This window comes from Geopseudomonas aromaticivorans (assembly GCF_019097855.1).
In the GTDB taxonomy this organism is placed as follows: Bacteria; Pseudomonadota; Gammaproteobacteria; order Pseudomonadales; family Pseudomonadaceae; genus Geopseudomonas; species Geopseudomonas aromaticivorans.
The window spans coordinates 68,543-90,735 of record NZ_JAHRGL010000015.1; the positions used below are offsets into that span (position 1 = coordinate 68,543).

The window sequence follows — 22,193 nt, forward strand, 5'->3', positions numbered from 1 at the left end:
GCCCGGCGGGCGCCGGGCCGCGGATGACGGACTCAGTCGCGGTCGATCAGCGAGTGGTCGCGGGTGTCCTTCATGAACAGGTAGACCAGCAGCGAGCAGCCGATGCAGGCGGTGACGTACCAGTAGAAGCCGCTCTCCAGGCCGACGCTCTTGAACCACAGGGCGACGTACTCGGCGGTACCGCCGAAGATCGACACGGTCAACGCGTAGGGCAGGCCGACGCCGAGGGCGCGGATCTCGGTGGGGAACAGCTCGGCCTTCACCACCGCATTGATCGCGGTGTAGCCGCTGACGATCACCAGCGCGGCCATGATCAGGAAGAACGCGCCCCACCAGGTCTGGATGCTTTGCAGCGTGCTGAGGATCGGGTAGGTGCACAGGGTGCCGAGCACGCCGAAGGCGATCAGGATCGGCCGGCGGCCGATCTTGTCCGACAGCGCGCCGACGATCGGCTGCAGCAGCATGAACAGGAACAGGGTGGCGGCCGAGATCATGGTCGAGTCGGCCTTGCTCATGCCGACGCTGTTGACCAGGTACTTCTGCATGTAGGTGGTGTAGGTGTAGAAGGCCAGGGTGCCGCCCATGGTCAGGCCGACCACGGTGAGCACCGCCTTGGGGTGGCGCAGCAGGGTGCGCAGCAGGCTTTCCTTCGGTACGGCCTTGTCCTGCTTCTTGCTGAAGGATTCGGTTTCCTCCATGCCGCGGCGCAGCAGCATGGCGACCACCGCACACAGCGCGCCGATCAGGAACGGAATGCGCCAGCCCCAGCTTTCCAGCTGCTCGACGCTGAGGGTCTGCTGCAGGACGATCAGCACCGCCAGGGCGATCAGCTGGCCGGAGATCAGCGTGACGTACTGGAAGCTGGCGAAGAAGCCGCGCTTGTCGCTGGTCGCCATCTCGCTGAGGTAGGTGGCCGAGGTGCCGTACTCGCCGCCGACCGACAGGCCCTGCAGCAGGCGCGCCACCACCAGCAGGATCGGCGCGGCGACGCCGATGGTTTCGTAGCTGGGGGTCAGGGCAATCAGCAGCGAGCCGAAGCACATCAGCAGCACCGAGCCCAGCAGCGCGGCCTTGCGCCCCTTACGGTCGGCATAGATGCCCATCAGCCAGCCGCCGACCGGACGCATCAGGAAGCCCACGGCGAAGATCGCCGCGGTATTCAGCAGCTGCGCGGTCTGGTCGCCCTGGGGGAAGAAGGCCTTGGCGAAGTACAGCGAGAAGGCGGCGTAGACGTACCAGTCGTACCACTCGACGAGATTGCCGATCGAGCCGCTGAAGATCGACTTGACCCGTTGCGAGGTGGTTCTTGGCGCTGCGGCGACAGACAGGGTGGCGGAAGCTTCCATCACGAATCCTCTGATCATTGTTATGGGCAGGCGACGGCGCGCCTGGATAGAGCACTCAGCAGGATGCGTGCCAGGGCTGCAGGCCCCGTGGATCAAGGGTTTCGCGGCATCGCTCGGCGGATTGTTGCCGGTCGGCGGTGGAGCGTCGGCAAGAATCCGCCGATGGCTGGCGCCGCTATTCGCCGGCGGGGAGGAACGCCTCGCGGCTCAGGCCGTGGCGCTGCATCTTCTCGTTGAGGGTGCGTCGCGGCAGCTGCAGGTCCTCGAGCACCGCCTTGATGTCGCCGCGGTGGCGGCTCAGCGCGGCGCGCAGGCACTGCGCCTCGAAGGCCTCCAGTCGTTCGGCCAGCGACGGGGCGCCGCTGCTCTCGGCGCTGGCCGGGCGGGCCAGCGCCAGTACATGGCGTTCGGCGGCATTGGCCAGTTCGCGCACGTTGCCCGGCCAGTCGTGGCCGAGCAGCTGGCCGAGCAGCGCGCCGTCGAGCAGGCGTACCGGGCGCTGCAGGCGGGCGCCGGCCGCCTCGCAGAAACGCTGGAACAGCAGCGGGATGTCTTCGCGGCGCTCGCGCAGCGGCGGCAGCGGCAGCTCGGCGACGGCGAGGCGGTAGTACAGGTCCTGGCGAAAGCGCCCGGCGGCGATCTCGGCCTGCAGGTCCGGCTTGGTCGCGGCGACCACCCGCAGGTCGACGGCGATGCTGCGGTTGGCGCCGAGGCGCTCGACCTGCTGCTCCTGCAGCACGCGCAGCAGCTTGGCCTGCTGCGCCAGCGGCAGGCTCTCGATCTCGTCGAGGAACAGGGTGCCGCCGCTGGCGTACTCGAGCTTGCCGATGCGCCGGCCCTGGGCACCGGTGAAGGCGCCGCTCTCGTGGCCGAACAGCTCGCTCTCGAACAGCTGCTCCGGAATCGCCGCGCAGTTGAGGGCGACGAAGGGCTGCTCGGCGCGCGGGCCGAAGTCGTGCAGGCAGCGCGCCACCAGCTCCTTGCCGCTGCCGGTTTCGCCGCGCAGCAGCACGTTGACCGGCGTCGCTGCCAGCTCCAGCACCTGCGCGCGCAGGTGCTGCATGACCGGCGAGGCGCCGAGCAGGCGCGCCTCCAGCTGCCCGGCGGCGTCGACGCGGCGCCGCAGACGGCGGTTGTCCAGCACCAGGCGGCGCTTGTCGAGGGCGCGCGTCAGGCTGGCGAGCAGGGTCTGCGGGGCGAAGGGTTTTTCCAGGAAGTCGTAGGCGCCGTGGCGCATCGCTTCCACCGCCATCGGCACGTCGCCGTGGCCGGTGAGCAGGATCACCGGCAGCTCAGGATCCTGCGCCTGCAGGCGCTCGAGCAGGCCGAGGCCGTCGAGGCCGGGCATGCGCACGTCGCTGAGGATCACCCCGGCGAAATCGCGCTCCAGCGCCGCCAGGCAGGCTTCGGCACGCTCGTACACGCGCACGGCGAAGCCGGACAGTTCCAGCCACTGCTGCACCGCCTCGCGGATGCTCGCTTCGTCGTCGATGACGATCACTGATTGCATGGGGGCTCCTCGGCCGGGTCGATGGGCAGGCGCAGGCTGAAGCAGGCGCCGGCGTCGCGGTTGCCGGCGCTCAGGCTGCCGCCCAGTTCGCGGACGATACCGTAGGACACCGCGAGGCCGAGGCCCAGCCCCTCGCCCACCGGCTTGGTGGTGAAGAAGGGATCGAACACGCAGCCCAGGTGTTCGGCGGCGATGCCGCCGCCGTTGTCGCAGACCTCGAGCAGCCACTGGCCATCCTCGGCGGCGAGGTGCACGGCAAGGCGCGGCGGCGTCTGCTGCGCGCTGGCGTCGAGGGCGTTGCGCAGCAGGTTGACCAGCACCTGCTCCAGGCGAATGGCGTCGCCGCGGGTCCAGGCCGGGCGGGCCAGCTCGAGCTGCAGCTCGGGGCGCAGCTGGCGCAGGCGCGGCTCGAGCAGCTGCAGGGCCTGGTCGACCACATGGGCCAGGTCCAGGCGCTCGCGCAGGCCGCCGGGGCTCTGCCGGGCGAAGGTCTTCAGGTGGCCGGTGAGTGCCGCCATGCGCTCGAGCAGGGCGTCGAGGCGCTGCACGGCCTGGCCGGCCTCGGCGTGGCGGCCGCTGTCGAGCAGCAGGCGCAGGCTGGCCAGGTGCATGCGCTGGGCGGTCAGCGGCTGGTTGAGTTCGTGGGCCAGCGCCGCCGACATCTGCCCCAGCGCGGCCAGCTTGGCGGCCTGCACCAGGCCGTCCTGGGCGGTGCGCAGGGCGGCGGTGCGCTGCTCGACCATGCGCTCCAGTTCGGCCTGGTTGTGCGCGCGCAGGCGCGCCAGGCGGCGGCGCTGCTGCAGCCACAGCAGCAGGAACAGCAGCGCCAGCGCGGCACCGGCCGCGGCCATCGCGGCGCTGCGCCCGGCCGCGGCGACGCTCTGCGGCTGGCGCAGCAGGTGCAGGGTCCAGCCCTCGCCGGGCAGCGGCAGCGACGCCCACAGGTAGTCGCGCCGCCCCTGCGGGCCGTCGACCTCGGCCAGCCGCGCATGCTCGCCGATCTCCCGGCGGGTGCGCTGCTGCAGCGGTTCCAGTGGCTGGCGGTCGTACTGGCGGCTGGCGGCCAGTTCGGCGTGGTCGGCCGCGCTCAGCGGCTGCAGCTGGCGGTAGCGCCAGGCCGGCTGGTTGGCGATGAACACGATGCCGCGGGCGTCGCTGACCAGGATGGTTTCCGCCGGGCTGCTCCAGCTCTGCTCGAGGCCGGGGAACTCCAGCTTGACCACCACGGCGCCGAGGAACTCGCCCTGTTCGTCGCGCACGGCCTGGGACAGGAAGTAGCCGGGCACGCTGCTGGTCACGCCCACCGCATAGAAGCGCCCGCTGCCCTGGCGGCGCGCCTGCTGGAAGTACGGGCGGAATGCATAGCTGTGGCCGACGAAGCTGGTCGGCAGGCGCCAGTTGCTGGCGGCCAGCGCCAGGCCGTCGCGGTCGATCAGCACCAGGCTGGAGGAGTGCGCCGCCGCGTTGATCGCCTCCAGCTTGCGGTCGAGCTGCTGGCGGCGCTCGGCAGCGAGCGGCTGCTGCAGCGCCGCGCGCAGCTCGGGGTCGAGGGCGAGCACCGCCGGCAGTGTCTGGTAGCGGTCGATCAGGGTACGCAGGGTGCCGGCGTACAGCGACAGCTGCTCGCCGGCCTGGGCGGCCTCGCGCGCCAGCGCCTGGCGCTCGGCCTGGCGGCCGGCCAGCGCGGCGAGCAGCAGCACGCCGACCAGGAGCGGCAGCAGGAGCAGGACAAGGCGCAGACGGCGGGAGCTGGGCATCGGACGCGGCAGACGGGAGCGGAGCGCAGACGATAGCATGGGCCCGCCCTGCCCCGCGCCGGCGCGACTGGCTACACTGCGCGACATCGCCAGCGACGTCCTGACCGCCATGATCCTGCACCCCTGGTCCCACCCCTCCTCGGCCGGCTTTACCCTGCGCGGCTGGCACAGCACGCCCTCGGGCAAGCCGCTGCTGCACTTCCTGCACGGCAACGGTTTCTGCGGGCGCACCTACGAGCCGCTGCTGCGCCTGCTGGCCAGCGACTTCGACCTGTGGCTGTGCGACGTCCAGGGCCATGGCGACAGCGACCACGGTGGCCGCTTCCACGGCTGGAACCGCAGCGCCGAGCTGGCCGTGGAGGCGTTCCAGGCCGGCCTCGGGCGCTTCGGCGCGGTGCCGCGCTATGCCAGCGGGCACAGCTTCGGCGGCGTGCTCAGCGGCCTGATCCTGGCCGCCGAGCCGGCGCTGTTCCGGCGCGCGGTGCTGCTCGATCCGGTGCTGTTGTCGCCGGCGATGATCGGCGTGATGGCGCTGTCCGAGCTGCTCGGCCTGCAGGAGCGCCACGCCCTGGCACGCCGGGCGAAGGAGCGGCGCAGCCGCTGGCCGGACCGTGCCGCCGCCTACGCGGGCCTGCACGGGCGCGGGATCTTTCGCGGCTGGAGCGATGCGGCGCTGCACGCCTACGTCGAGCATGCGCTGCAGGAGGTCGACGGCGGCGTCGAGCTGAAGTGCCAGCCCAGTCGCGAGGCGGAGATCTTCGCTTCCTACCCGCGCCGGCTGTGGCGTGCGCTGGCGCAGGTCGCCACGCCGACCCTGGTGCTGCACGGCCAGGCCAGCTATCCCTTCGTCGGCAAGAGCGTGGCGCGCTGGTGCGCGCTCAATCACCGGGTCAGTGCACAGCGGGTGAGCGGTGGCCACTGCTTCATGCAGGAGCAGCCGGCCGACTGTGCGGCGCGGGTGAGCGGTTTCCTGCTGGGAACGGCGGGCGACGACTGAGGCGTGCGGCGGCTCAGCGCTCCTGCGGCGGATGGCGGCGGCGCCATTCGTCGAGGTTGATCACCCGCTCCCCGGCCGCCTCCACCGCCTCGGGCGGCTCGCGGAACGGGTGCGGGTCCAGCTCGATCAGCGCGGGTTGGCGGCCGAACAGCACGATCCGCCCGTTGTGGCGCTGCTCGCCGGTCACGGTGAACTCGAAGGCGTACTCGCGGGCCAGGCGCAGCTGGCCGCGGCGGTCGCGCTGCAGGCGCAGGCGACGGAACGCCACGTTTTCGTCGAGCAGCAGCACGTCCTCGCGCTGGCAAGCCTCACGCACCAGGCGCAGGGCATGCTCGTGCACGCCATGGGCATGCCACAGCCAGGCGCAGGCGCCGAGCGCCAGCAGCAGGGCGGTCAGCTCGCCGAGCGTCAGCATGCGCACCTGCGCGGCGGCGCGGGACAGGGGGATGGGCAGGGCGACGGCGTCGGCATGGCCGCGCGGCTCAGTCGTGGGCCGTCAGCGCCTGGTAGCGCTGTTCCAGCTCGCGGCGGATCTGCCGACGCTGCTCGGCCTGGGCGTAGCGGCGCTTTTCCTCGGCGGTCTGCGGGTCGATCGGCGGCACCGGTACCGACTTGCCGTGGCCATCCACGGCGACCATGGTGAAGTAGCAGCTGTTGGTGTGGCGCACGGTCTGGTTGCGGATGTCCTCGGTGAGCACCTTGATGCCGATCTCCATCGAGGTGCTGCCAGTGTAGTTGACCGAGGCCAGGAAGGTGACCAGTTCGCCGACATGGATCGGCTGACGGAACATCACCTGATCCACCGACAGGGTGACCACGTAGCGGCCGGCATAGCGGCTGGCGCAGGCATAGGCCACCTCGTCGAGATACTTGAGCAGGGTGCCGCCATGCACGTTGCCGGAAAAGTTGGCTTTGTCCGGGGTCATCAGGACGGACATGGTCAGCTGTGCGTTACCAGATTGCATGGGTGTTTCAGGCTCTTCGACGGGTGGAGAGGACGCTACTTTAGTCGAATGCACAGGCGCTGTGTCGAGCAAATTGCATGGCCGGTCCGCGCCGCGCGCCGCGCCGGCCGGCGCGGCGGCAAACGCCGGGCGACGAACTGGCGGCCAACGGAGACGACCCTGCGGCCAAATGTCGCGTTGCGCGGCTTTTTTGGCGTTGCTACCGGCGCCCGTCGCCGGCGATTGCCGGTATATAGGGGATGCAGATTTACCGCTAGTGCAACAGTTGGCCGGCCCGCGCCACGCGGTCGTCCCCATCTCAGGCATGGCCCAGATACCAGCGCCAGTCCTGTTCGCCGACCTCGGCCATGAACTGGCGGTATTCCTCCTGCTTGATCGCCAGGTAGACGCGCTGGAAGTCCGTGCCGAGGGCGTGGCGCGCCCAGTCCGACTGCTCCAGCGTGCGCAGGGCGGTCAGCCAGTCGGTGGGCAGCACTTCGCCGGCTTGGGCGTAGCCGTTGCCCTGCACCGGCGCGCCGGGATCGAGCTGCTGGCGCAGGCCGCGCTGGATGCCGGCCAGCAGCAGGGCGGCGGCCAGGTAGGGGTTGGCGTCGGCGCCGCAGATGCGGTGCTCGATGTGCCGGCTGGCCGCCGGGCCGCCCGGCACGCGCAGCGACACAGTGCGGTTGTTGACCCCCCAGCTCCTGGCCAGCGGCGCGTAGCTGTTGGCCTGGAAGCGGCGGAACGAGTTGGCGTTGGGGCAGAACACCGCCAGGCCGTCCTCGAGGGTGTCGAGCAGGCCCGCGATGGCCTGGCGCAGCAGCAGGGTGCCGTCGCCGTCAAGCTCGGCCAGCTCGCTGGCGAACAGGTTGTTGCCGTCGGCGTCGGCCAGGCTGACGTGCAGGTGCAGGCCGCTGCCGGCCAGCTCGCCGAACGGCTTGGCCATGAAGCAGGCCTGCAGCCCATGCCGGTTGGCCACCCCGCGCACCAGGCGCTTGTAGCGCACCGCCTCGTCCATCGCCTGCAGTGCGTCGCGGCGGTGCTCGAGGGTGATCTCCACCTGCCCCGGCGCGTACTCGGAAATCGCCGTGCGCGCCGGCAGGCCCTGGGCGGCGCAGGCGGCGTAGAGGTCGTCGAGGAACGGCGCCAGCTGCTCCAGCTCGAGCACCCCGTACACCTGCGGCGCCTGCGGGCGCACGCCATTGGCCTGGCGCGCCGGCTGCGGGCGGCCGCTGGCGTCGCGATCGCGGTCGAGCAGGTAGAACTCCAGCTCGGCGGCCATCACCGGGTAATAGCCGTCGGCCTGCAGGCGGGCGATCTGGCGCGCCAGCACGTGGCGCGGGTCGGCGACGCTGGCCGGCAGGCCCTGCTCGGGGTGCATGCTGACCTGCACCTGGGCGGTTGGCGTGGCGCGCCAGGTCTGCAGGGCGAGGCTGCCGGGCAGCGGGAAGGCCCAGCAGTCGGCGTCGGCGACGTCCCAGACCAGGCCGGTGGCGTCGACATCCTCGCCGCGGATGGTCAGGCCGAGGATGCTGCTCGGCAGCGGCCGGCCGCTGGCGTAGATGGCCAGCAGCTCCTCGCGGCGCAGCAGCTTGCCGCGCGGCACGCCGCAGGGGTCGATGATGAACAGCTCGATGCTGTGGACGTCGGGATGGGCGGCGAGGAAAGTTTCGGCTTCCTGGATGTCGGCAAAGTGCATGGGGCAATCCTTCTGCGCTGCGGTCTGGCGTAGGGTGCGCCGTGCGCACCAGCGGCGTTGCGGTGCGCGCGGCCACGGGCCGCGCGCTGGTTAGCCGCGCCCGGGCGCGCTGCCGGAGGGGTAGCGGGCCACGGCTCAGGCCTGCCGCGCGCCGGGCATGGCCAGCAGCTCGGTCAGCGCCGCGTCGAGGGCGGCGAGCAGGCGGTCGACGTCGCCGGCGCTGGTCTGCGGGCAGCACAGGGTCATGTTGTGGAACGGCGTGATCAGGATGCCGCGGTTGATCAGGTACAGGTGCAGGGCCATCTGCAGGCTGTCGTGGAAGGCCGCCTCGGCCTCGGCGCCGTTCTGCGGTGGTGTGGCGCGGAACTGGAACTCGCAGCGCGCGCCCAGCTCGGTCACCGACCAGGGCAGCGCGTGGCGGGCGATCAGCGCCCGGAAGCCCTCGGCCAGGCGCGTCGCCAGCCACAGCATGTGCTCGTAGGCCTGGGCGCTCATCACCTGCTCGAGGTTGGCGCGCAGGCAGTGCATGGCCAGGGCGTTGGCCGACAGGGTGGTGCCCATGCCGCTGTGGCCGTGGCCCTCGGCCATCTCGCGCGAGTGGGCGCGGGCCAGATGCATGGCCTGGGCCATTTCCGCGCTGCAGCCGTACACCGCGCAGGGCACGCCGCCGGCGATGGCCTTGCCGACGGTGAGGAAGTCCGGTTCGAGGCCCCAGGCGCGGGTGCAGCCGCCGGGGCCGGTGGACAGCGTGTGGGTTTCGTCGATGATCAGCAGGCTGCCGGCCTGGCGGGTCAGCTCGCGCAGGCGGGCCATGAAGCCGGGCGCCGGCAGCACCATGCCGATGTTGGTCAGCGCCGGCTCGCAGAGCACCGCGGCGACGTCGCCGGGCGCCAGCGCCGCTTCCAGCGCGGCGAGGTCGTTGAACGGCACCACGCGGCTGTGCTGGGTCAGGTTGCGCGCCTGGCCGATCAGCCCCGGGCGGTGCACGGTATGGCCGTCGCGCAGGCGCACCAGGGTCTCGTCGACCGTGCCGTGGTAGCAGCCGTCGAACACCAGGATCACCTTGCGCCCGGTGATCGCCCGCGCCCAGCGCAGGACGAAGCGGTTGGCGTCGGTGGCGGTGGTCACCACCTGCCAGAACGGCAGGCCGAAGCGCGCCGCCAGCAGCTCGCCGCAGGCCACCGCATCCTCGCCGGGCAGCATGCTGGTCAGACCGCGGCCGGCCTGTTCGCGCAGGGCGGCGGCAATCGGCGCCGGCGAATGGCCGAACATGCTGCCGGTGTCGCCGAGGCAGAAGTCGAGGTATTCGTGACCGTCGACGTCGAAGAAGCGGGCGCCCTCGGCGCGCTCGACGAACAGCGGTGCCGGCGTCGACCAGTCGCTCATCCAGTGCATCGGCACGCCGCCGAACAGCGACTGGCGGGCGCGCTCGGCCAGCGCCACGGACTGCGGGTTGGCGGCGATGAAGCGCTCGCGCTCGCGGGCGCTGAGGGCTTCCACGGCGTGTTCGGCGATTCCACTGGAGCTCATGATTGAACACCTCGTTGCTTTTTTTGCACATCTTTGAGGCGCAGGCGCGAGAAAGTCAATCGAGGGTAAAGATGCGCCGGCGGAGGCCGCGGAATTCGAGTCGGTTCACTATACTGTGACCAGCAATACGGCACGTTTTTCTTTCATTCATGCGAAGCCATCGTCATGCGCACCCAGATTCGCTCTTCAATCTTCACTTTACTGTTGTCATGCGCATGGATTGCTCTGACCCCGACCGCACACGCCGCCGGCCCCGCCGCGGCACATGACCCGGCACGCCTGCAACTGGCTTCCAGCAGTGCCATGGTGGTCGACCTGGACAGCGACCAGGTGCTGTTCGCCGACAAGCCGGACAGCGTGCGGCCCATCGCCTCGATCAGCAAGCTGATGACCGCGGTGGTGACCCTCGATGCCCAGCTGCCGATGGACGAGGTCATCCCGGTGACCATCCACGACACCAAGGAGCTGCGCGGCGTCTACTCGCGGGTGCGGGTCAACAGCCAGATCAGCCGCAAGGAAATGCTGCGCCTGGCCCTGATGTCGTCGGAGAACCGCGCCGCTTCGGCCCTGGCGCACAACTACCCGGGTGGTCATGCGCGCTTCGTCGCGGCGATGAATGCCAAGGCCCGGGCGCTGGGCATGGCCAGCACCCGCTTCGTCGAGCCGACCGGCCTGTCGGAGTTCAACGTGTCCACCGCCCGCGACCTGGTGCGCCTGCTCAAGGCCGCGCGGCAGTACCCGATGATCCGCGAGCTGAGCACCACGCCGAGCAAGACCGCCACCTTCCGCAAGCCCAACTACGTGCTGGGCTTCAACAACACCAACCCGCTGGTGCGCAACCCCGGCTGGGACATCGAGGTCACCAAGACCGGCTTCATCAACGAGGCCGGCCACTGCCTGGCGCTGCTTACCCGGGTCTCCAACCGCCCGGTGGCCATGGTGCTGCTGGATACCACCGGCAAGCGCAGCCATATCGGCGACGCCACCCGCGTGCGCCGCTGGCTGGAGACCGGCAAGGGCAGTCCGGTGCCGGCGGGCGCCAAGTCCTATCGCAAGACGGTCGCCAGCGGCAGCCACATTGAGTGACAGGCGCGCGCAGCGCGGCAGACCGGTCGGCTACAGCTCGATCTCCTCGACCGCGCCGACACTGTCGGCGTCCAGCGTGTAGGCCGCGTCGCCCTGCGCCTGGATCTTCAGCGTGCCGCTGACGCGCAGCGGCACGTAGGGGTCGGCGACGGCGATGCCGGCGGGATAGCTCACCAGCACGATCTGGTTGGGCGGCGGCGGCGGCAGGTGCTTGCAGGCGCCCGGATAGGGCAGCAGGAAGAAGCGCTGCAGGGCGCTGCCCGTCTCGCGCTCCAGCGGCACCGGGTAGCCGACCAGGCTCAGCGCCTGCTCGTCCAGCTCGGCCACCGTGCGCGTCGAATACATCACTGCCGGCAGGTTCGGCTGCTGCTTGAGGCCGCCCGGGGCGTAGAAGGTGCTGTCGCCCTCGCTGCCGTCGTGACCGATCTCCGGCATCGCCAGCATCGCGTCGAGGTCCTCGGCGGGCAGCAGGTCGAGCCAGTCGACTTCCTCGGGCGCGGCGTGGCTCAGGGTGGCGATCAGGCTCAGGCAGACGACGAACGGCAGGCGCATGCGGGTCTCGTGGCGGGAACCGGCGGCGCGGCGCCGGTTCAGGGTTTCTTCAGGTAGCCGAACACTACCAGCAGAACGATGGCGCCGACCACCGCGCCGACCAGGCCGGCCGCCTGGCCGGCGCGATAGATGCCCAGCGCCTGGCCGCCGTAGGTGGCGAGGATCGAGCCGCCGATGCCGAGCAGGATGGTCATGACCCAGCCCATCGGATGGCGGCCCGGCTTGAGCCAGCGGGCGAGCACGCCGACCAGCAGGCCGATGAGGAGGGTGCCGAGGATGCCCATGACTGAGTCTCCGCAAGGGGTGAAGTTGCCTTCAGCCTAGCCTGCGGGAGCGCTCGTCGCTGGAATCGTAGGGTGGGTTAGCCGCAACGCGGCGTAACCCACCGAGGATGCCGCCAGGCATCCGCCTTGCCGGCCTCGCGGCCGGTTGGTGGGTTACGGCCTGCGGCCTGACCCACCCTACGGTGAAAGAAGGCCATCAGCCCTCGATCAGCGCCTCGACCTTGGCGATCTGCGCCTTGAGGGTCGCCAGGTCCTGGCTGCGCAGGGTGGCGTGGCCGACCTTGCGGCCGACCTTGAAGGCCTTGCCGTAGTGGTGCAGGTGGCAGTCGTCGATGGCGATCACCTGCTCCACCGCCGGCACGGCGCCGATGAAGTTGAGCATGGCGCTTTCGCCGACCTTGGCGGTCGAGCCCAGCGGCAGGCCGGCGACGGCGCGCAGGTGGTTCTCGAACTGGCTGCACTCGGAGCCTTCGATGGTCCAGTGCCCGGAGTTGTGCACGCGCGGGGCGATCTCGTTGGCCTTGAGGCCGCCGTCGACCTCGAAGAACTCGAAGGCCAGCACGCCGACGTAGTCGAGCTTCTCCAGCACGCGGCCGACGTAGTCCTCGGCCAGCGCCTGCAGCGGGTGCGCCTGGCTGGCCACCGACAGGCGCAGGATGCCGTCGACGTGGGTGTTGTGCACCAGCGGGTAGAAGCGCGTCTCGCCGTCGCGGCCGCGCACCGCCACCAGCGACACCTCGCCGGTGAAGGGCACGAAGCCTTCGAGGATGCACGGCACGCTGCCCAGCTCGGCGAAGGCGCCGGCCACGTCGGCGGCAGCACGCAGGACCTTCTGGCCCTTGCCGTCGTAGCCGAGGGTGCGGGTCTTCAGCACCGCCGGCAGGCCGATGGCCGCCACCGCGGCGTCGAGGTCGGCCTGCGAGTGGATGTCGGCGAATTCCGGGGTGGGGATGCCGAGGTCCTTGAACATCGACTTCTCGAACCAGCGGTCGCGGGCGATGCGCAGCGATTCGGCGCTCGGGTAGACCGGCACGAAGTGGGCGAGGTAGGCCACGGTCTCGGCCGGCACGCTCTCGAACTCGAAGGTGACCAGGTCGACCTCGTCGGCCAGGCGGCGCAGGTGGTCCTTGTCGTCGTAGTCGGCGCGCAGGTGCTCGCCAAGGGCGGCGGCGCAGGCGTCCGGCGCCGGGTCGAGGAAGGCAAAGTTCATCCCCAGCGGAGTGCCCGCCAGAGCCAACATGCGACCCAGCTGGCCGCCACCGATTACGCCGATCTTCATGGGAGTTCGCCTCAGATTTCGCGGGGGTCCGGGTTCTCCAGCACCGATTCGGTCTGCTTGGAGCGGAAGTCCTTGAGTGCCTCGTGGAACTGCGGGTGCTTGCCGCCGAGGATGCTGGCGGCGAGCAACGCGGCGTTGATCGCGCCGGCCTTGCCGATGGCCAGGGTGGCGACCGGCACGCCGCCGGGCATCTGCACGATGGACAGCAGCGAGTCGACGCCGGAGAGCATCGACGACTGCACCGGCACGCCGAGCACCGGCAGGTGGGTCTTGGCCGCGCACATGCCCGGCAGATGGGCGGCGCCGCCGGCACCGGCGATGATCACTTCCAGGCCGCGCTCTTCCGCCTGTTCGGCGTACTGGAACAGCAGGTCCGGGGTGCGGTGGGCGGAGACCACCTTGACCTCGTGGGGGATGCCGAGCTTGTCCAGCATGTCGACGGTGTGGCTGAGGGTGCTCCAGTCGGATTTGGAGCCCATGATCACGCCTACCAGTGCGCTCATCGTCGTGCCTCTTGTTCTGCGCCAGCCCGGCGCGACAAAAACCAACAAGCCACGCCGGAAAACCGCGCGTGGCTTGTCTGCGAAAGAGTGTGGACCGGACTGCGTGACCGGTCGAAAGTCGCGCAGTATATCGCAAAGGTTCGTGCGGCGGGCAGACCCGCCTATCATCGAACTGGGGATGCGCGCCGTTGCCTGGCCCCGCCCCGGGAGTGTGCGCCATGCTTGCCATCGCCTTCATCCAGGATCTTGCCGTGCTCATGCTGGCGGCCGGGCTGGTGACGGTGCTGTGCCACCGCCTCCAGCAGCCGGTGGTGCTCGGCTACATCGTCGCCGGCTTCCTGATCGGCCCGCACAGCCCGCCGTTCGTGCTGATCAGCGACGAGCAGAGCATCCGCATCCTCGCCGAGCTGGGGGTGATCTTCCTGATGTTCGGCCTCGGTCTCGAGTTCCGCCTGCGCCGGCTGCTGCGCGTCGGCCCCACCGCGATCCTCGCCGCCTTCTTCGAGATCGTGCTGATGATCTGGCTCGGCTACCAGCTCGGCCACCTGTTCGCCTGGAGCGACATGGATGCGCTGTTTCTCGGCGCGATCCTGGCGATCTCCTCGACCACCATCATCGTCAAGGCGCTCGGCGACCTGAAGATGAAGCACGAGCGCTTCGCCCAGCTGATCTTCGGCATCCTGATCGTCGAGGACGTGCTCGGCATCGGCCTCGTCGCCCTGCTCTCCGGCATCGCCGCCAGCGGCACGGTGGCGACCGCCGAGGTGCTCGCCACCCTCGGCAAGCTGCTGCTGTTCATGCTGGTGTCGCTGCTGCTGGGCCTGCTGCTGGTGCCGCGCATCCTCGCCTACGTGGCGCGCTTCGGCAGCGACGAGACGCTGCTGATCACCGTGCTCGGCCTGTGCTTCGGTTTCTGCCTGCTGGTGATCAAGCTGGACTACAGCATGGTGCTGGGCGCCTTCCTGATCGGCGCGATCATGGCTGAGTCGCGCCAGCTGGCGCAGATCGAGCGGCTGGTCGAGCCGCTGCGCCACATGTTCAGCGCGATCTTCTTCGTCGCCATCGGCCTGCTGATCGACCCGGCGGTGCTGCGCGACTACGCCTGGCCGATCGCCGCGATCAGCCTCGCCGTGGTGCTCGGCAAGCTGCTCACCTGCGGCGTCGGCGCCTTCGTCACCGGCAACGACGGGCGCACCTCGCTGCGCGTCGGCATGGGCCTGGCGCAGATCGGCGAGTTCTCCTTCATCATCGCCGCGCTGGGGGTCAAGCTCGAGGTCACCAGCGACTTCCTCTACCCGGTGGCGGTGGCGGTCTCGGCGATCACCACCCTGACCACCCCCTACCTGATCCGCGCCGCCGATCCGCTGGCGCGGCAGCTGGCCGCGGCCATGCCGGCACATGTGGCGGGGGTGTTCGGCGCCTACGGCACCTGGCTGCGCAACATCCGCCAGCCGGGTCAGCATGCCCTGCTGGCGGCGCTGATCCGGCGCAGCCTGCTGCACGCGATCATCAACCTGGCGCTGGTGGCGGCGATCTTCCTCGGCGGCGGCTACTTCGCCGCGCCGATCGACCTCTGGCTCGACCAGTGGCTGCCGCAGCCCAACCTGCACAAGGCGCTGATCTGGGGCGCGGCGCTGCTGCTGTCGCTGCCGCTGCTGCTGGCCGCCTATCACCGGCTCAAGGCCCTGTCGCTGCTGCTCGCCGAGCTGGGCGGGCACTCCAGCCGCACCCGCCGCGTGCGCCGGGCGCTGTCCGAGCTGATTCCGCTGCTGACCCTCGGCAGTTTCCTGCCGCTGCTCGCTGCGCTCAGCTCGAGCATCCTGCCGCCGCGCGAATGGCTGCTGATCATCGGCCTGCTCGCTGCCGTACTGCTCGCCCTGCTGTGGCGCTGGTTCGTCCGCGTGCATCGCCAGCTGCACAGCGCCCTGCAGGAAACCCTCGACCCGCACGAGCCGCCCGAGTCCTGAGGCACGCCTGGCCGATCAGCGCCTATACCTAATGGATATAGAGAGTGATTGGCCGGAGCTGCTCGCGGCGGTTCGCAGAGCGCCGCGCCGGCCCCACAACAGGGAGATCGTCCGATGTCCGCAGGTTCCCCGCAACGCCTGCTGTGGCGCGATGTTCGCGTGTTCGACGGCCTGTGCGAACTGGCCGAGCCGATGGCCGTGCTGGTCGAGGACGGCCGCATTGCCTGGCTGCGGCCGATGGCCGGGCTGGACGAGGCCGCGGTGGCCGGCGCGCGGGAGGCCGGCCGCGGCGGGGTGCTGACCCCCGGGCTGGTCGACTGCCACACCCACCTGCTGTTCGCCGGCGACCGCGCCGACGAGTTCGCCCAGCGCCTGCAGGGGGTCAGCTACGCCGAGCTCGCCCGCGCCGGCGGCGGCATCCTCGCCACCGTGCGCGCCACCCGCGCCGCCAGCGAGGAGCAGCTGCTGGCCGCCGCCCGCCCGCGCCTGCAGGCCCTGCTCGCCGACGGCGTGACCACCCTGGAGATCAAGTCCGGCTATGGCCTGACCGTCGCCGACGAACTCAAGCTGCTGTGCGTCGCCCGCCGCCTGGGCGAGGAGCTGCCGGTGCGGGTGGTCACCAGCCTGCTCGGCGCCCACGCCCTGCCGCCGGAGTACGCGGGCAACAGCGACGCCTACATCGCCCTAGTCTGCGAGGAGATGATCCCGGCCGCCGCCGCCGAGGGCCTGGCCGATGCGGTGGACATGTTCTGCGAGGCCATCGCCTTCGCCCCCGAGCAGTGCGCGCGGGTGTTCGCCGCCGCGCGGCGCCACGGTTTGCCGGTGCGCGTGCACGCCGAGCAGCTCAGCAACCAGGGCGCCGCGGCGCTGGCCGCCCGGCATGGCGCGCTGTCGGCCGACCACCTCGAATACCTCGACGAAGCCGGCGTGCAGGCCATGGCCGCCGCCGGCAGCGTGGCCGTGCTGCTGCCCGGGGCCTTCCTCGACCTCGGCGCCGTGCGCCGGCCGCCCATCGAGCTGCTGCGCCGCCACGGCGTGCCGATGGCGCTGGCCAGCGACGCCAACCCCGGCACCTCGCCGCTGTACCTGCCCACCCTGCTGCTGCACCTGGCCTGCACCCTGTTCCATCTCAGCCCGGACGAAGCGCTGGCCGGGATGACCGTCCACGCCGCCCGCGCCCTCGGTCACGACGACTTCGGCCGCATCGCCGCGGGCCAGCGCGCCGACCTGTGCCTGTGGGACGTGGCGCGCCCGGCCGAGCTGGCCTACGCCGTCCAGGCCGGGCGCCTGCGCCAGCGGGTGTTCGGCGGAGCCATCACCTATGCACGCTGAGCGGCCGGACATGGCGGCGTGGCGCGGCCGCGTCGATCCCGAAGCAGACGCCCTGCGCTGGCACCAGTGCATCCAGCCGCTGGCTGCCAGCAGCCCGCCCGGCGTGGCCCTGCTCGGCTTCGCCTGCGACGAGGGCGTGCGCCGCAACCACGGCCGCGTCGGTGCCGCCGCCGGGCCGCAGGCGATCCGCCGCGCGCTGGCCAGCCTCGCCTGGCACCGCCGCGGCCCGGCCTACGACGCCGGCGACGTGGCCTGCGCCGACGGCGACCTCGACGCGGCGCAGCGCCAGCTCGGCGCGCGGGTCGCCGAACTGCTGGCCGCCGGCCACCGGCCGATCGTCCTCGGCGGCGGCCACGAGCTGGCCTACGGCAGCTGGCTGGGCCTCGCCGCCCACCTGCACGACGCCCGCCAGCCGCCGCGGCTGGGCATCGTCAACTTCGACGCCCACTTCGACCTGCGCGACCCGGCCGGCGGCGCCACCTCCGGCACGCCCTTCGCGCAGATCGCCGCCCAGTGCGACGCGCGCGGCTGGCCGCTGCGCTACGCCTGTCTGGGGGTCAGCCGCGCCAGCAACACCCGCGCGCTGTTCCGCAGGGCGGCGGAGCTGGGCGTGCTGGTGCGCGAGGACCGCGAGATCCGCGAAAGCAGCCTGGCCGCCCTCGGTGCCGAGCTGGACGCCTTCGTCGCCGGCTGCGACGCCATCCAGCTGTCCATCGACCTCGACGGCCTGCCGGCCTGGGAAGTGCCCGGAGTCAGCGCGCCGGCCGCCCGCGGCGTGGCGCTGGCCCTGCTCGAGCCGCTGCTCGAGCGCCTGCGCGACAGCGGCAAGCTGCGCCTGGCCGAGCTGGCCGAACTCAACCCCGCCCACGACATCGACCAGCGCAGCGCCCGCGTCGCCGCGCGGCTGGTGCATCTGCTCAGCCTCGACGGCTGAACCGCCCCGGAGGCTGCCATGTCCAGCGTCGATCCGCGCCACGACCCCAGCCGGCACATCAGCGCGCCCACCGGCAGCGCGCTGAGCTGCCAGAGCTGGCTGACCGAGGCGGCGCTGCGCCTGCTGATGAACAACCTCGACCCGGCGGTGGCCGAGCGCCCCGAGGATCTGGTGGTGTACGGCGGCATCGGCCGCGCCGCGCGCAACTGGGCCTGCTTCGACAAGATCGTCGAGGTGCTGCGCCGCCTCGGCGACGAGCAGACCCTGCTGATCCAGTCCGGCAAGCCGGTCGGCGTGTTCGCCACCCACCGCGACGCCCCGCGCGTGCTGCTGGCCAACTCCAACCTGGTGCCGCACTGGGCGACCTGGGAGCAGTTCAACGCGCTGGATCGCCAGGGCCTGATGATGTACGGGCAGATGACCGCCGGCAGCTGGATCTACATCGGCAGCCAGGGCATCGTCCAGGGCACCTACGAGACCTTCGCCGAGGCCGGCCGCCAGCACCACGGCGGCGACCTGCGCGGGCGCTGGCTGCTCAGCGCCGGCCTCGGCGGCATGGGCGGCGCGCAGCCGCTGGCGGCGACCATGGCCGGTGCCTGCGCACTGCTGGTCGAGTGCCGGCAGTCGCGCATCGACTTCCGCCTGCGCACCGGCTACCTCGACGAGCAGGCCAGCGACCTCGACGACGCCCTGGCGCGCATCGCCCGCTACACCGCCGCCGGCCAGGCGGTGTCGGTCGGCCTGTGCGGCAACGCCGCCGAGGTGCTCCCCGAGCTAGTGCGCCGCGGCGTGCGCCCGGACCTGCTCACCGACCAGACCAGTGCCCACGACCCGCTGCACGGCTACCTGCCGGCCGGCTGGAGCTGGGACGAGTACGTCGAACGCGGCCAGCGCGAGCCGGAGGTCGTGGTCCGCGCCGCCAAGGCGTCGATGGCCGTGCAGGTGCGCGCCATGCTCGAACTGCACGCCCGCGGCGTGCCGACCTTCGACTACGGCAACAACATCCGCCAGATGGCCCTGGACGAGGGCGTCGACGACGCCTTCGCCTTCCCCGGCTTCGTCCCCGCCTATATTCGACCGCTGTTCTGCCGCGGCATCGGCCCGTTCCGCTGGGTGGCGCTGTCCGGCGACCCCGAGGACATCTACAAGACCGACGCCAAGGTGAAGGCGCTGCTGCCGCACGACACCCACCTGCACCGCTGGCTGGATCTGGCCCGCGCGCGCATCCGCTTCCAGGGCCTGCCGGCGCGCATCTGCTGGGTCGGCCTGGGCGACCGCGCGCGCCTCGGCCAGGCGTTCAACGCCATGGTCGCCAGCGGCGAGCTGCGGGCGCCCATCGTCATCGGCCGCGACCACCTGGATTCCGGCTCGGTGGCCAGCCCCAACCGCGAGACCGAGGCGATGCGCGACGGCTCCGACGCGGTGTCCGACTGGCCGCTGCTCAACGCCCTGCTCAACACCGCCAGCGGCGCCACCTGGGTGTCGCTGCACCACGGCGGCGGGGTCGGCATGGGCTACTCGCAGCACGCTGGCATGGTCATCGTCGCCGACGGCACGCCGCAAGCCCACGCGCGCCTCGGCCGGGTGCTGCACAACGACCCGGCCAGCGGGGTGATGCGCCACGCCGACGCCGGCTATCCGGAGGCCATCGCCTGCGCCCGCGAGCAGGGCCTCGACCTGCCGATGCTCAAGGAGGACTGAGATGAACGCGCTGCACCTGATTCCCGGCCGGCTGAGCCTGGCGGATCTGCGCCGCGCCTGGCAGCAGCCGCTGCACCTGACCCTCGACCCCGGCGCCTGGGCGGCTATCGACGCCAGCGTCGCCTGCGTGCAGCGCATCGTCGACGAAGGGCGCACCGCCTACGGGGTCAACACCGGCTTCGGCCTGCTGGCGCAGACCCGCATCGCCCGCGTCGACCTCGAGACCCTGCAGCGCCACCTGCTGCTGTCCCACGCCGCCGGCCTCGGCGCGCCGCTGGACGACGCCCTGGTGCGGCTGATCCTGCTGCTTAAGATCAACAGCCTGGCGCGCGGCTACTCCGGAGTGCGCCGGGTGGTGCTGGAGGCGCTGATCGCCCTGTACAACGCCGGGGTCTGCCCGCTGATTCCGGGCAAGGGCTCGGTGGGCGCTTGCGGCGACTTGGCGCCGCTGGCGCACCTCTCTTTGGTGCTGCTCGGCGAGGGCCAGGCGCGCCATCGCGGCCGCTGGCTGCCGGCGCGCGATGCGCTGGCGGTGGCCGGCCTCGAACCGCTGACCCTGGTCGCCAAGGAGGGCCTGGCCCTGCTCAACGGCACCCAGGTGTCCAGCGCCTACGCCCTGCGCGGGCTGTTCGAGGCCGAGGACCTGCTGGCCGCCGCCACCGTGTGCGGCAGCCTCAGCGTCGAGGCCGCGCTGGGCTCGCGGGTGCCCTTCGATGCGCGCATCCACGAAGTGCGCGGCCAGCGCGGGCAGATCGACATGGCCGCCGCCTACCGCCATCTGCTCGGCGCCGGCAGCGGGATCGCCGCGTCCCACGTCGACTGCGGCAAGGTGCAGGACCCCTACTCGCTGCGCTGCCAGCCGCAGGTGATGGGCGCCTGCCTGACCCAGCTGCGCCAGGCCGCCGAGGTGCTGGCGGTGGAGGCCAACGCGGTGTCGGACAACCCGCTGGTATTCGCCGACGACGACGCGGTGCTCTCCGGCGGCAACTTCCACGCCGAGCCGGTGGCCATGGCCGCCGACAACTTGGCGCTGGCCATCGCCGAGATCGGCGCGCTGGCCGAGCGGCGCATCGCCCTGCTGATCGACCACAACCTGTCGCAGCTGCCGCCGTTCCTGGTCGATAGCGGCGGGGTGAATTCCGGCTTCATGATCGCCCAGGTCAGCGCCGCGGCGCTGGCCAGCGCCAACAAGGCCCTCGCCCACCCGCACAGCGTCGACAGCCTGCCGACCTCAGCCAACCAGGAAGACCACGTGTCGATGGCGCCCAACGCCGGCATGCGCCTGTGGGAAATGGCCGCCAACGTGCGCGGCATCCTCGCCGTCGAATGGCTGGCCGCCTGCCAGGGCCTGGATTTCCGCCGCGGCCTGCACAGCTCGCCGCCGCTGGAGCGCGCGCGCCGCCTGCTGCGCGAGCGGGTGCTGTTCTACGACCACGACCGCTTCTTCGCCCCCGACATCGAAGCCGCCGAGGCGCTGTTGCAGGAGCGCTGCCTGACCGGGCTGCTGCCGGCGGGGTTGTTGCCGTCCCTGGACTGACCTGACCGTGTCCTGATTGCGTCGCCGGCTATCGGGGGCTTGAACGAAGAGGGATTGAGCTCGGCGGTCTGCTGGAGTGCTTGCTGAAGTTACATACAAAACAGACTCATGGATTTCCAAGAGCCTGTTTATCTCGTTTCATCCTGCCGGGCCAATGTCTTAACTGACTGACATTAGATCGAAGGCCGGGGCTTTTTGTGGTGTCAGGTGGCACGGGGAGTTAAATCTATCATGCGGATTCGTATTTCTTCTAGTAGTTGCGGCATCATGTCTTGACATTCATTTATTGACCATTCTTTTTCTGGTTTTTCTCTGAAAACAAGGAATTCATTTTCAGAAATAGCCTTTTGGAAGGCTGTTGTAAAAGCATCATCTATTCTGAATGGCTCTGCTGGAGTTTTTTTGTCGTTGCGTTGTATTATTATTTTTGAATATGGATTGTCTTCGATGCTGTGTGATATTGTTTGGTGAGCATATAGCCACATAAGTGACTTTTCTCGTTTGTCGGGAGTGCCATCTTTTTTAGACCGCCAAAGCAAAATCCATGAATTATTTTTTACGCTGTCAGTTTCAAGGCAAGTTGTCCAATTGCCAACAACACTATCAAAGGTATCTTTTGATAGTGTTGGATCTTGAGTTTCTATCTCTTCAAAGTTTTTCTTCACTTCACAATGTCTGTACCACACCACTCCGAAGTCAAGGTGGGAAATCGGATTGTAATCAAGGAATGTACAGGCTTGGTCTGTAGTTGGTTCAGGCACCTCTGAAAACACTCTGTTATGATTTTCTAAAAGTTGTTGTAGCTTCTCCTCTTTCGCTTCTTGGGTCGGATAATCGGCAATGGCTTGAGATTTTATTTTTTTGAACTCTTTGTTTAGATCGAGCAGTGAATCTTCGTCAGAGATAAATACCCCTATCTCATATAGTCCTGTGGTGCTAATGCCATTTCTTGATAGATTTGGACTGCCTAGAAATGCGCATTTTTCTCCTATATAGAATTTTGCATGTAGATTGTCTAGGAAATGGACATTTCCCCAGCCAAAGGTGTTTGCTATTTCTTTAATTGCAAATGGGTTGCTGCCAATTGTTGGGGAGATGATTATCTCTCGTGGTGTTGATTTTTCAATGTAGCTCGACCAATCCCTTCCGATATATGCGACGACTATGCGTGTTGGGTCTATTGATGCTAGTGTTTCTTGGATTTTGTCGTTGGTGATAATTTTGTGCATTTTATT

General features: G+C 69.7%; 19 protein-coding genes. 7 read left to right on the plus strand and 12 right to left on the minus strand.

Annotation, left to right across the window (positions count from 1 at the left end):
• Window positions 1–32 precede the first annotated feature (32 nt).
• From KRX52_RS06510 to KRX52_RS06520, 3 genes are all read right to left on the minus strand, one after another.
• On the minus strand, window positions 33–1,346 hold the full coding sequence (locus KRX52_RS06510) for an MFS transporter (protein WP_217680689.1): 1,314 nt from the start codon (window positions 1,344–1,346) through the stop codon (window positions 33–35).
• A 175-nt stretch (window positions 1,347–1,521) separates the two neighbouring features.
• Window positions 1,522–2,856, minus strand: a complete 1,335-nt coding sequence (locus KRX52_RS06515; RefSeq protein ID WP_217680691.1) for a sigma-54-dependent transcriptional regulator — start codon at window positions 2,854–2,856, stop codon at window positions 1,522–1,524.
• Window positions 2,844–4,613, minus strand: coding sequence for a sensor histidine kinase (locus tag KRX52_RS06520; protein ID WP_217680693.1), 1,770 nt, complete (start codon window positions 4,611–4,613; stop codon window positions 2,844–2,846). The genes KRX52_RS06515 and KRX52_RS06520 overlap by 13 nt, the downstream gene beginning before the upstream one ends.
• Window positions 4,614–4,722: 109 nt before the next feature.
• On the opposite strand from KRX52_RS06520, the gene KRX52_RS06525 reads away from it, so the two are divergent.
• Window positions 4,723–5,610 carry an alpha/beta fold hydrolase gene (locus KRX52_RS06525; protein WP_217680772.1) on the plus strand — a complete coding sequence of 296 codons (888 nt, stop codon included), beginning with the start codon at window positions 4,723–4,725 and terminating at the stop codon, window positions 5,608–5,610.
• A gap of 13 nt (window positions 5,611–5,623) precedes the next feature.
• On the opposite strand, the gene KRX52_RS06530 is transcribed toward KRX52_RS06525, so the two are convergent.
• The 4 genes from KRX52_RS06530 to KRX52_RS06545 all read right to left on the minus strand — a co-directional run bounded on the left by KRX52_RS06530 (window position 5,624) and on the right by KRX52_RS06545 (window position 9,783).
• The gene (locus KRX52_RS06530; RefSeq protein WP_217680695.1) at window positions 5,624–6,025 is read right to left on the minus strand and encodes a DUF3301 domain-containing protein; all 402 of its coding nucleotides are present in this window, start codon (window positions 6,023–6,025) and stop codon (window positions 5,624–5,626) included.
• Between the two features lie 67 nt (window positions 6,026–6,092).
• Window positions 6,093–6,575 (minus strand): acyl-CoA thioesterase, encoded by a 483-nt coding sequence (locus KRX52_RS06535; RefSeq protein ID WP_217680697.1) that lies wholly within the window; start codon window positions 6,573–6,575, stop codon window positions 6,093–6,095.
• 298 nt (window positions 6,576–6,873) lie between these two features.
• Entirely contained in the window at window positions 6,874–8,253 is a 1,380-nt protein-coding gene (locus tag KRX52_RS06540; RefSeq protein WP_217680698.1) for a glutamine synthetase family protein, read from the minus strand.
• 135 nt (window positions 8,254–8,388) lie between these two features.
• Window positions 8,389–9,783 (minus strand): aspartate aminotransferase family protein, encoded by a 1,395-nt coding sequence (locus tag KRX52_RS06545; RefSeq protein WP_217680700.1) that lies wholly within the window; start codon window positions 9,781–9,783, stop codon window positions 8,389–8,391.
• 165 nt (window positions 9,784–9,948) lie between these two features.
• Between KRX52_RS06545 and pbpG the strand changes: the two genes are divergently transcribed.
• Complete coding sequence (gene pbpG, locus KRX52_RS06550; RefSeq protein ID WP_217680702.1) at window positions 9,949–10,869, plus strand: D-alanyl-D-alanine endopeptidase; 921 nt, start codon at window positions 9,949–9,951, stop codon at window positions 10,867–10,869.
• Between the two features lie 30 nt (window positions 10,870–10,899).
• Here pbpG and KRX52_RS06555 read toward each other — a convergent pair whose 3' ends face one another.
• The 4 genes from KRX52_RS06555 to purE form a co-directional block, all read right to left on the minus strand.
• Entirely contained in the window at window positions 10,900–11,421 is a 522-nt protein-coding gene (locus KRX52_RS06555; protein ID WP_217680704.1) for a DUF3299 domain-containing protein, read from the minus strand.
• A 38-nt stretch (window positions 11,422–11,459) separates the two neighbouring features.
• Window positions 11,460–11,705, minus strand: a complete 246-nt coding sequence (locus KRX52_RS06560) for a GlsB/YeaQ/YmgE family stress response membrane protein (RefSeq protein ID WP_217680706.1) — start codon at window positions 11,703–11,705, stop codon at window positions 11,460–11,462.
• Between the two features lie 196 nt (window positions 11,706–11,901).
• Entirely contained in the window at window positions 11,902–12,984 is a 1,083-nt protein-coding gene (locus KRX52_RS06565; RefSeq protein WP_217680708.1) for a 5-(carboxyamino)imidazole ribonucleotide synthase, read from the minus strand.
• A gap of 11 nt (window positions 12,985–12,995) precedes the next feature.
• Window positions 12,996–13,487: a 5-(carboxyamino)imidazole ribonucleotide mutase gene (gene purE, locus KRX52_RS06570; RefSeq protein ID WP_217680710.1), complete on the minus strand. Its 492-nt coding sequence runs from the start codon at window positions 13,485–13,487 to the stop codon at window positions 12,996–12,998.
• A gap of 218 nt (window positions 13,488–13,705) precedes the next feature.
• Between purE and KRX52_RS06575 the strand changes: the two genes are divergently transcribed.
• From KRX52_RS06575 to hutH, 5 genes are all read left to right on the plus strand, one after another.
• Entirely contained in the window at window positions 13,706–15,454 is a 1,749-nt protein-coding gene (locus KRX52_RS06575) for a cation:proton antiporter (RefSeq protein ID WP_217680712.1), read from the plus strand.
• Window positions 15,455–15,646: 192 nt separating this feature from the next.
• Window positions 15,647–16,786: an imidazolonepropionase gene (gene hutI / locus KRX52_RS06580; protein ID WP_437439690.1), complete on the plus strand. Its 1,140-nt coding sequence runs from the start codon at window positions 15,647–15,649 to the stop codon at window positions 16,784–16,786.
• Window positions 16,776–17,720 (plus strand): formimidoylglutamase, encoded by a 945-nt coding sequence (gene hutG / locus KRX52_RS06585; RefSeq protein WP_217680721.1) that lies wholly within the window; start codon window positions 16,776–16,778, stop codon window positions 17,718–17,720. Before hutI ends, hutG begins: the two co-directional genes overlap by 11 nt.
• Window positions 17,721–17,738: 18 nt before the next feature.
• On the plus strand, window positions 17,739–19,421 hold the full coding sequence (gene hutU / locus KRX52_RS06590) for a urocanate hydratase (RefSeq protein ID WP_217680723.1): 1,683 nt from the start codon (window positions 17,739–17,741) through the stop codon (window positions 19,419–19,421).
• A gap of 1 nt (window position 19,422) precedes the next feature.
• Window positions 19,423–20,958 carry a histidine ammonia-lyase gene (hutH, locus tag KRX52_RS06595; RefSeq protein WP_217680725.1) on the plus strand — a complete coding sequence of 512 codons (1,536 nt, stop codon included), beginning with the start codon at window positions 19,423–19,425 and terminating at the stop codon, window positions 20,956–20,958.
• Between the two features lie 203 nt (window positions 20,959–21,161).
• Here the strand turns inward: hutH and KRX52_RS06600 are convergent, their stop codons facing one another.
• The gene (locus KRX52_RS06600; protein WP_217680727.1) at window positions 21,162–22,187 is read right to left on the minus strand and encodes a phospholipase D-like domain-containing protein; all 1,026 of its coding nucleotides are present in this window, start codon (window positions 22,185–22,187) and stop codon (window positions 21,162–21,164) included.
• Window positions 22,188–22,193 lie beyond the last annotated feature (6 nt).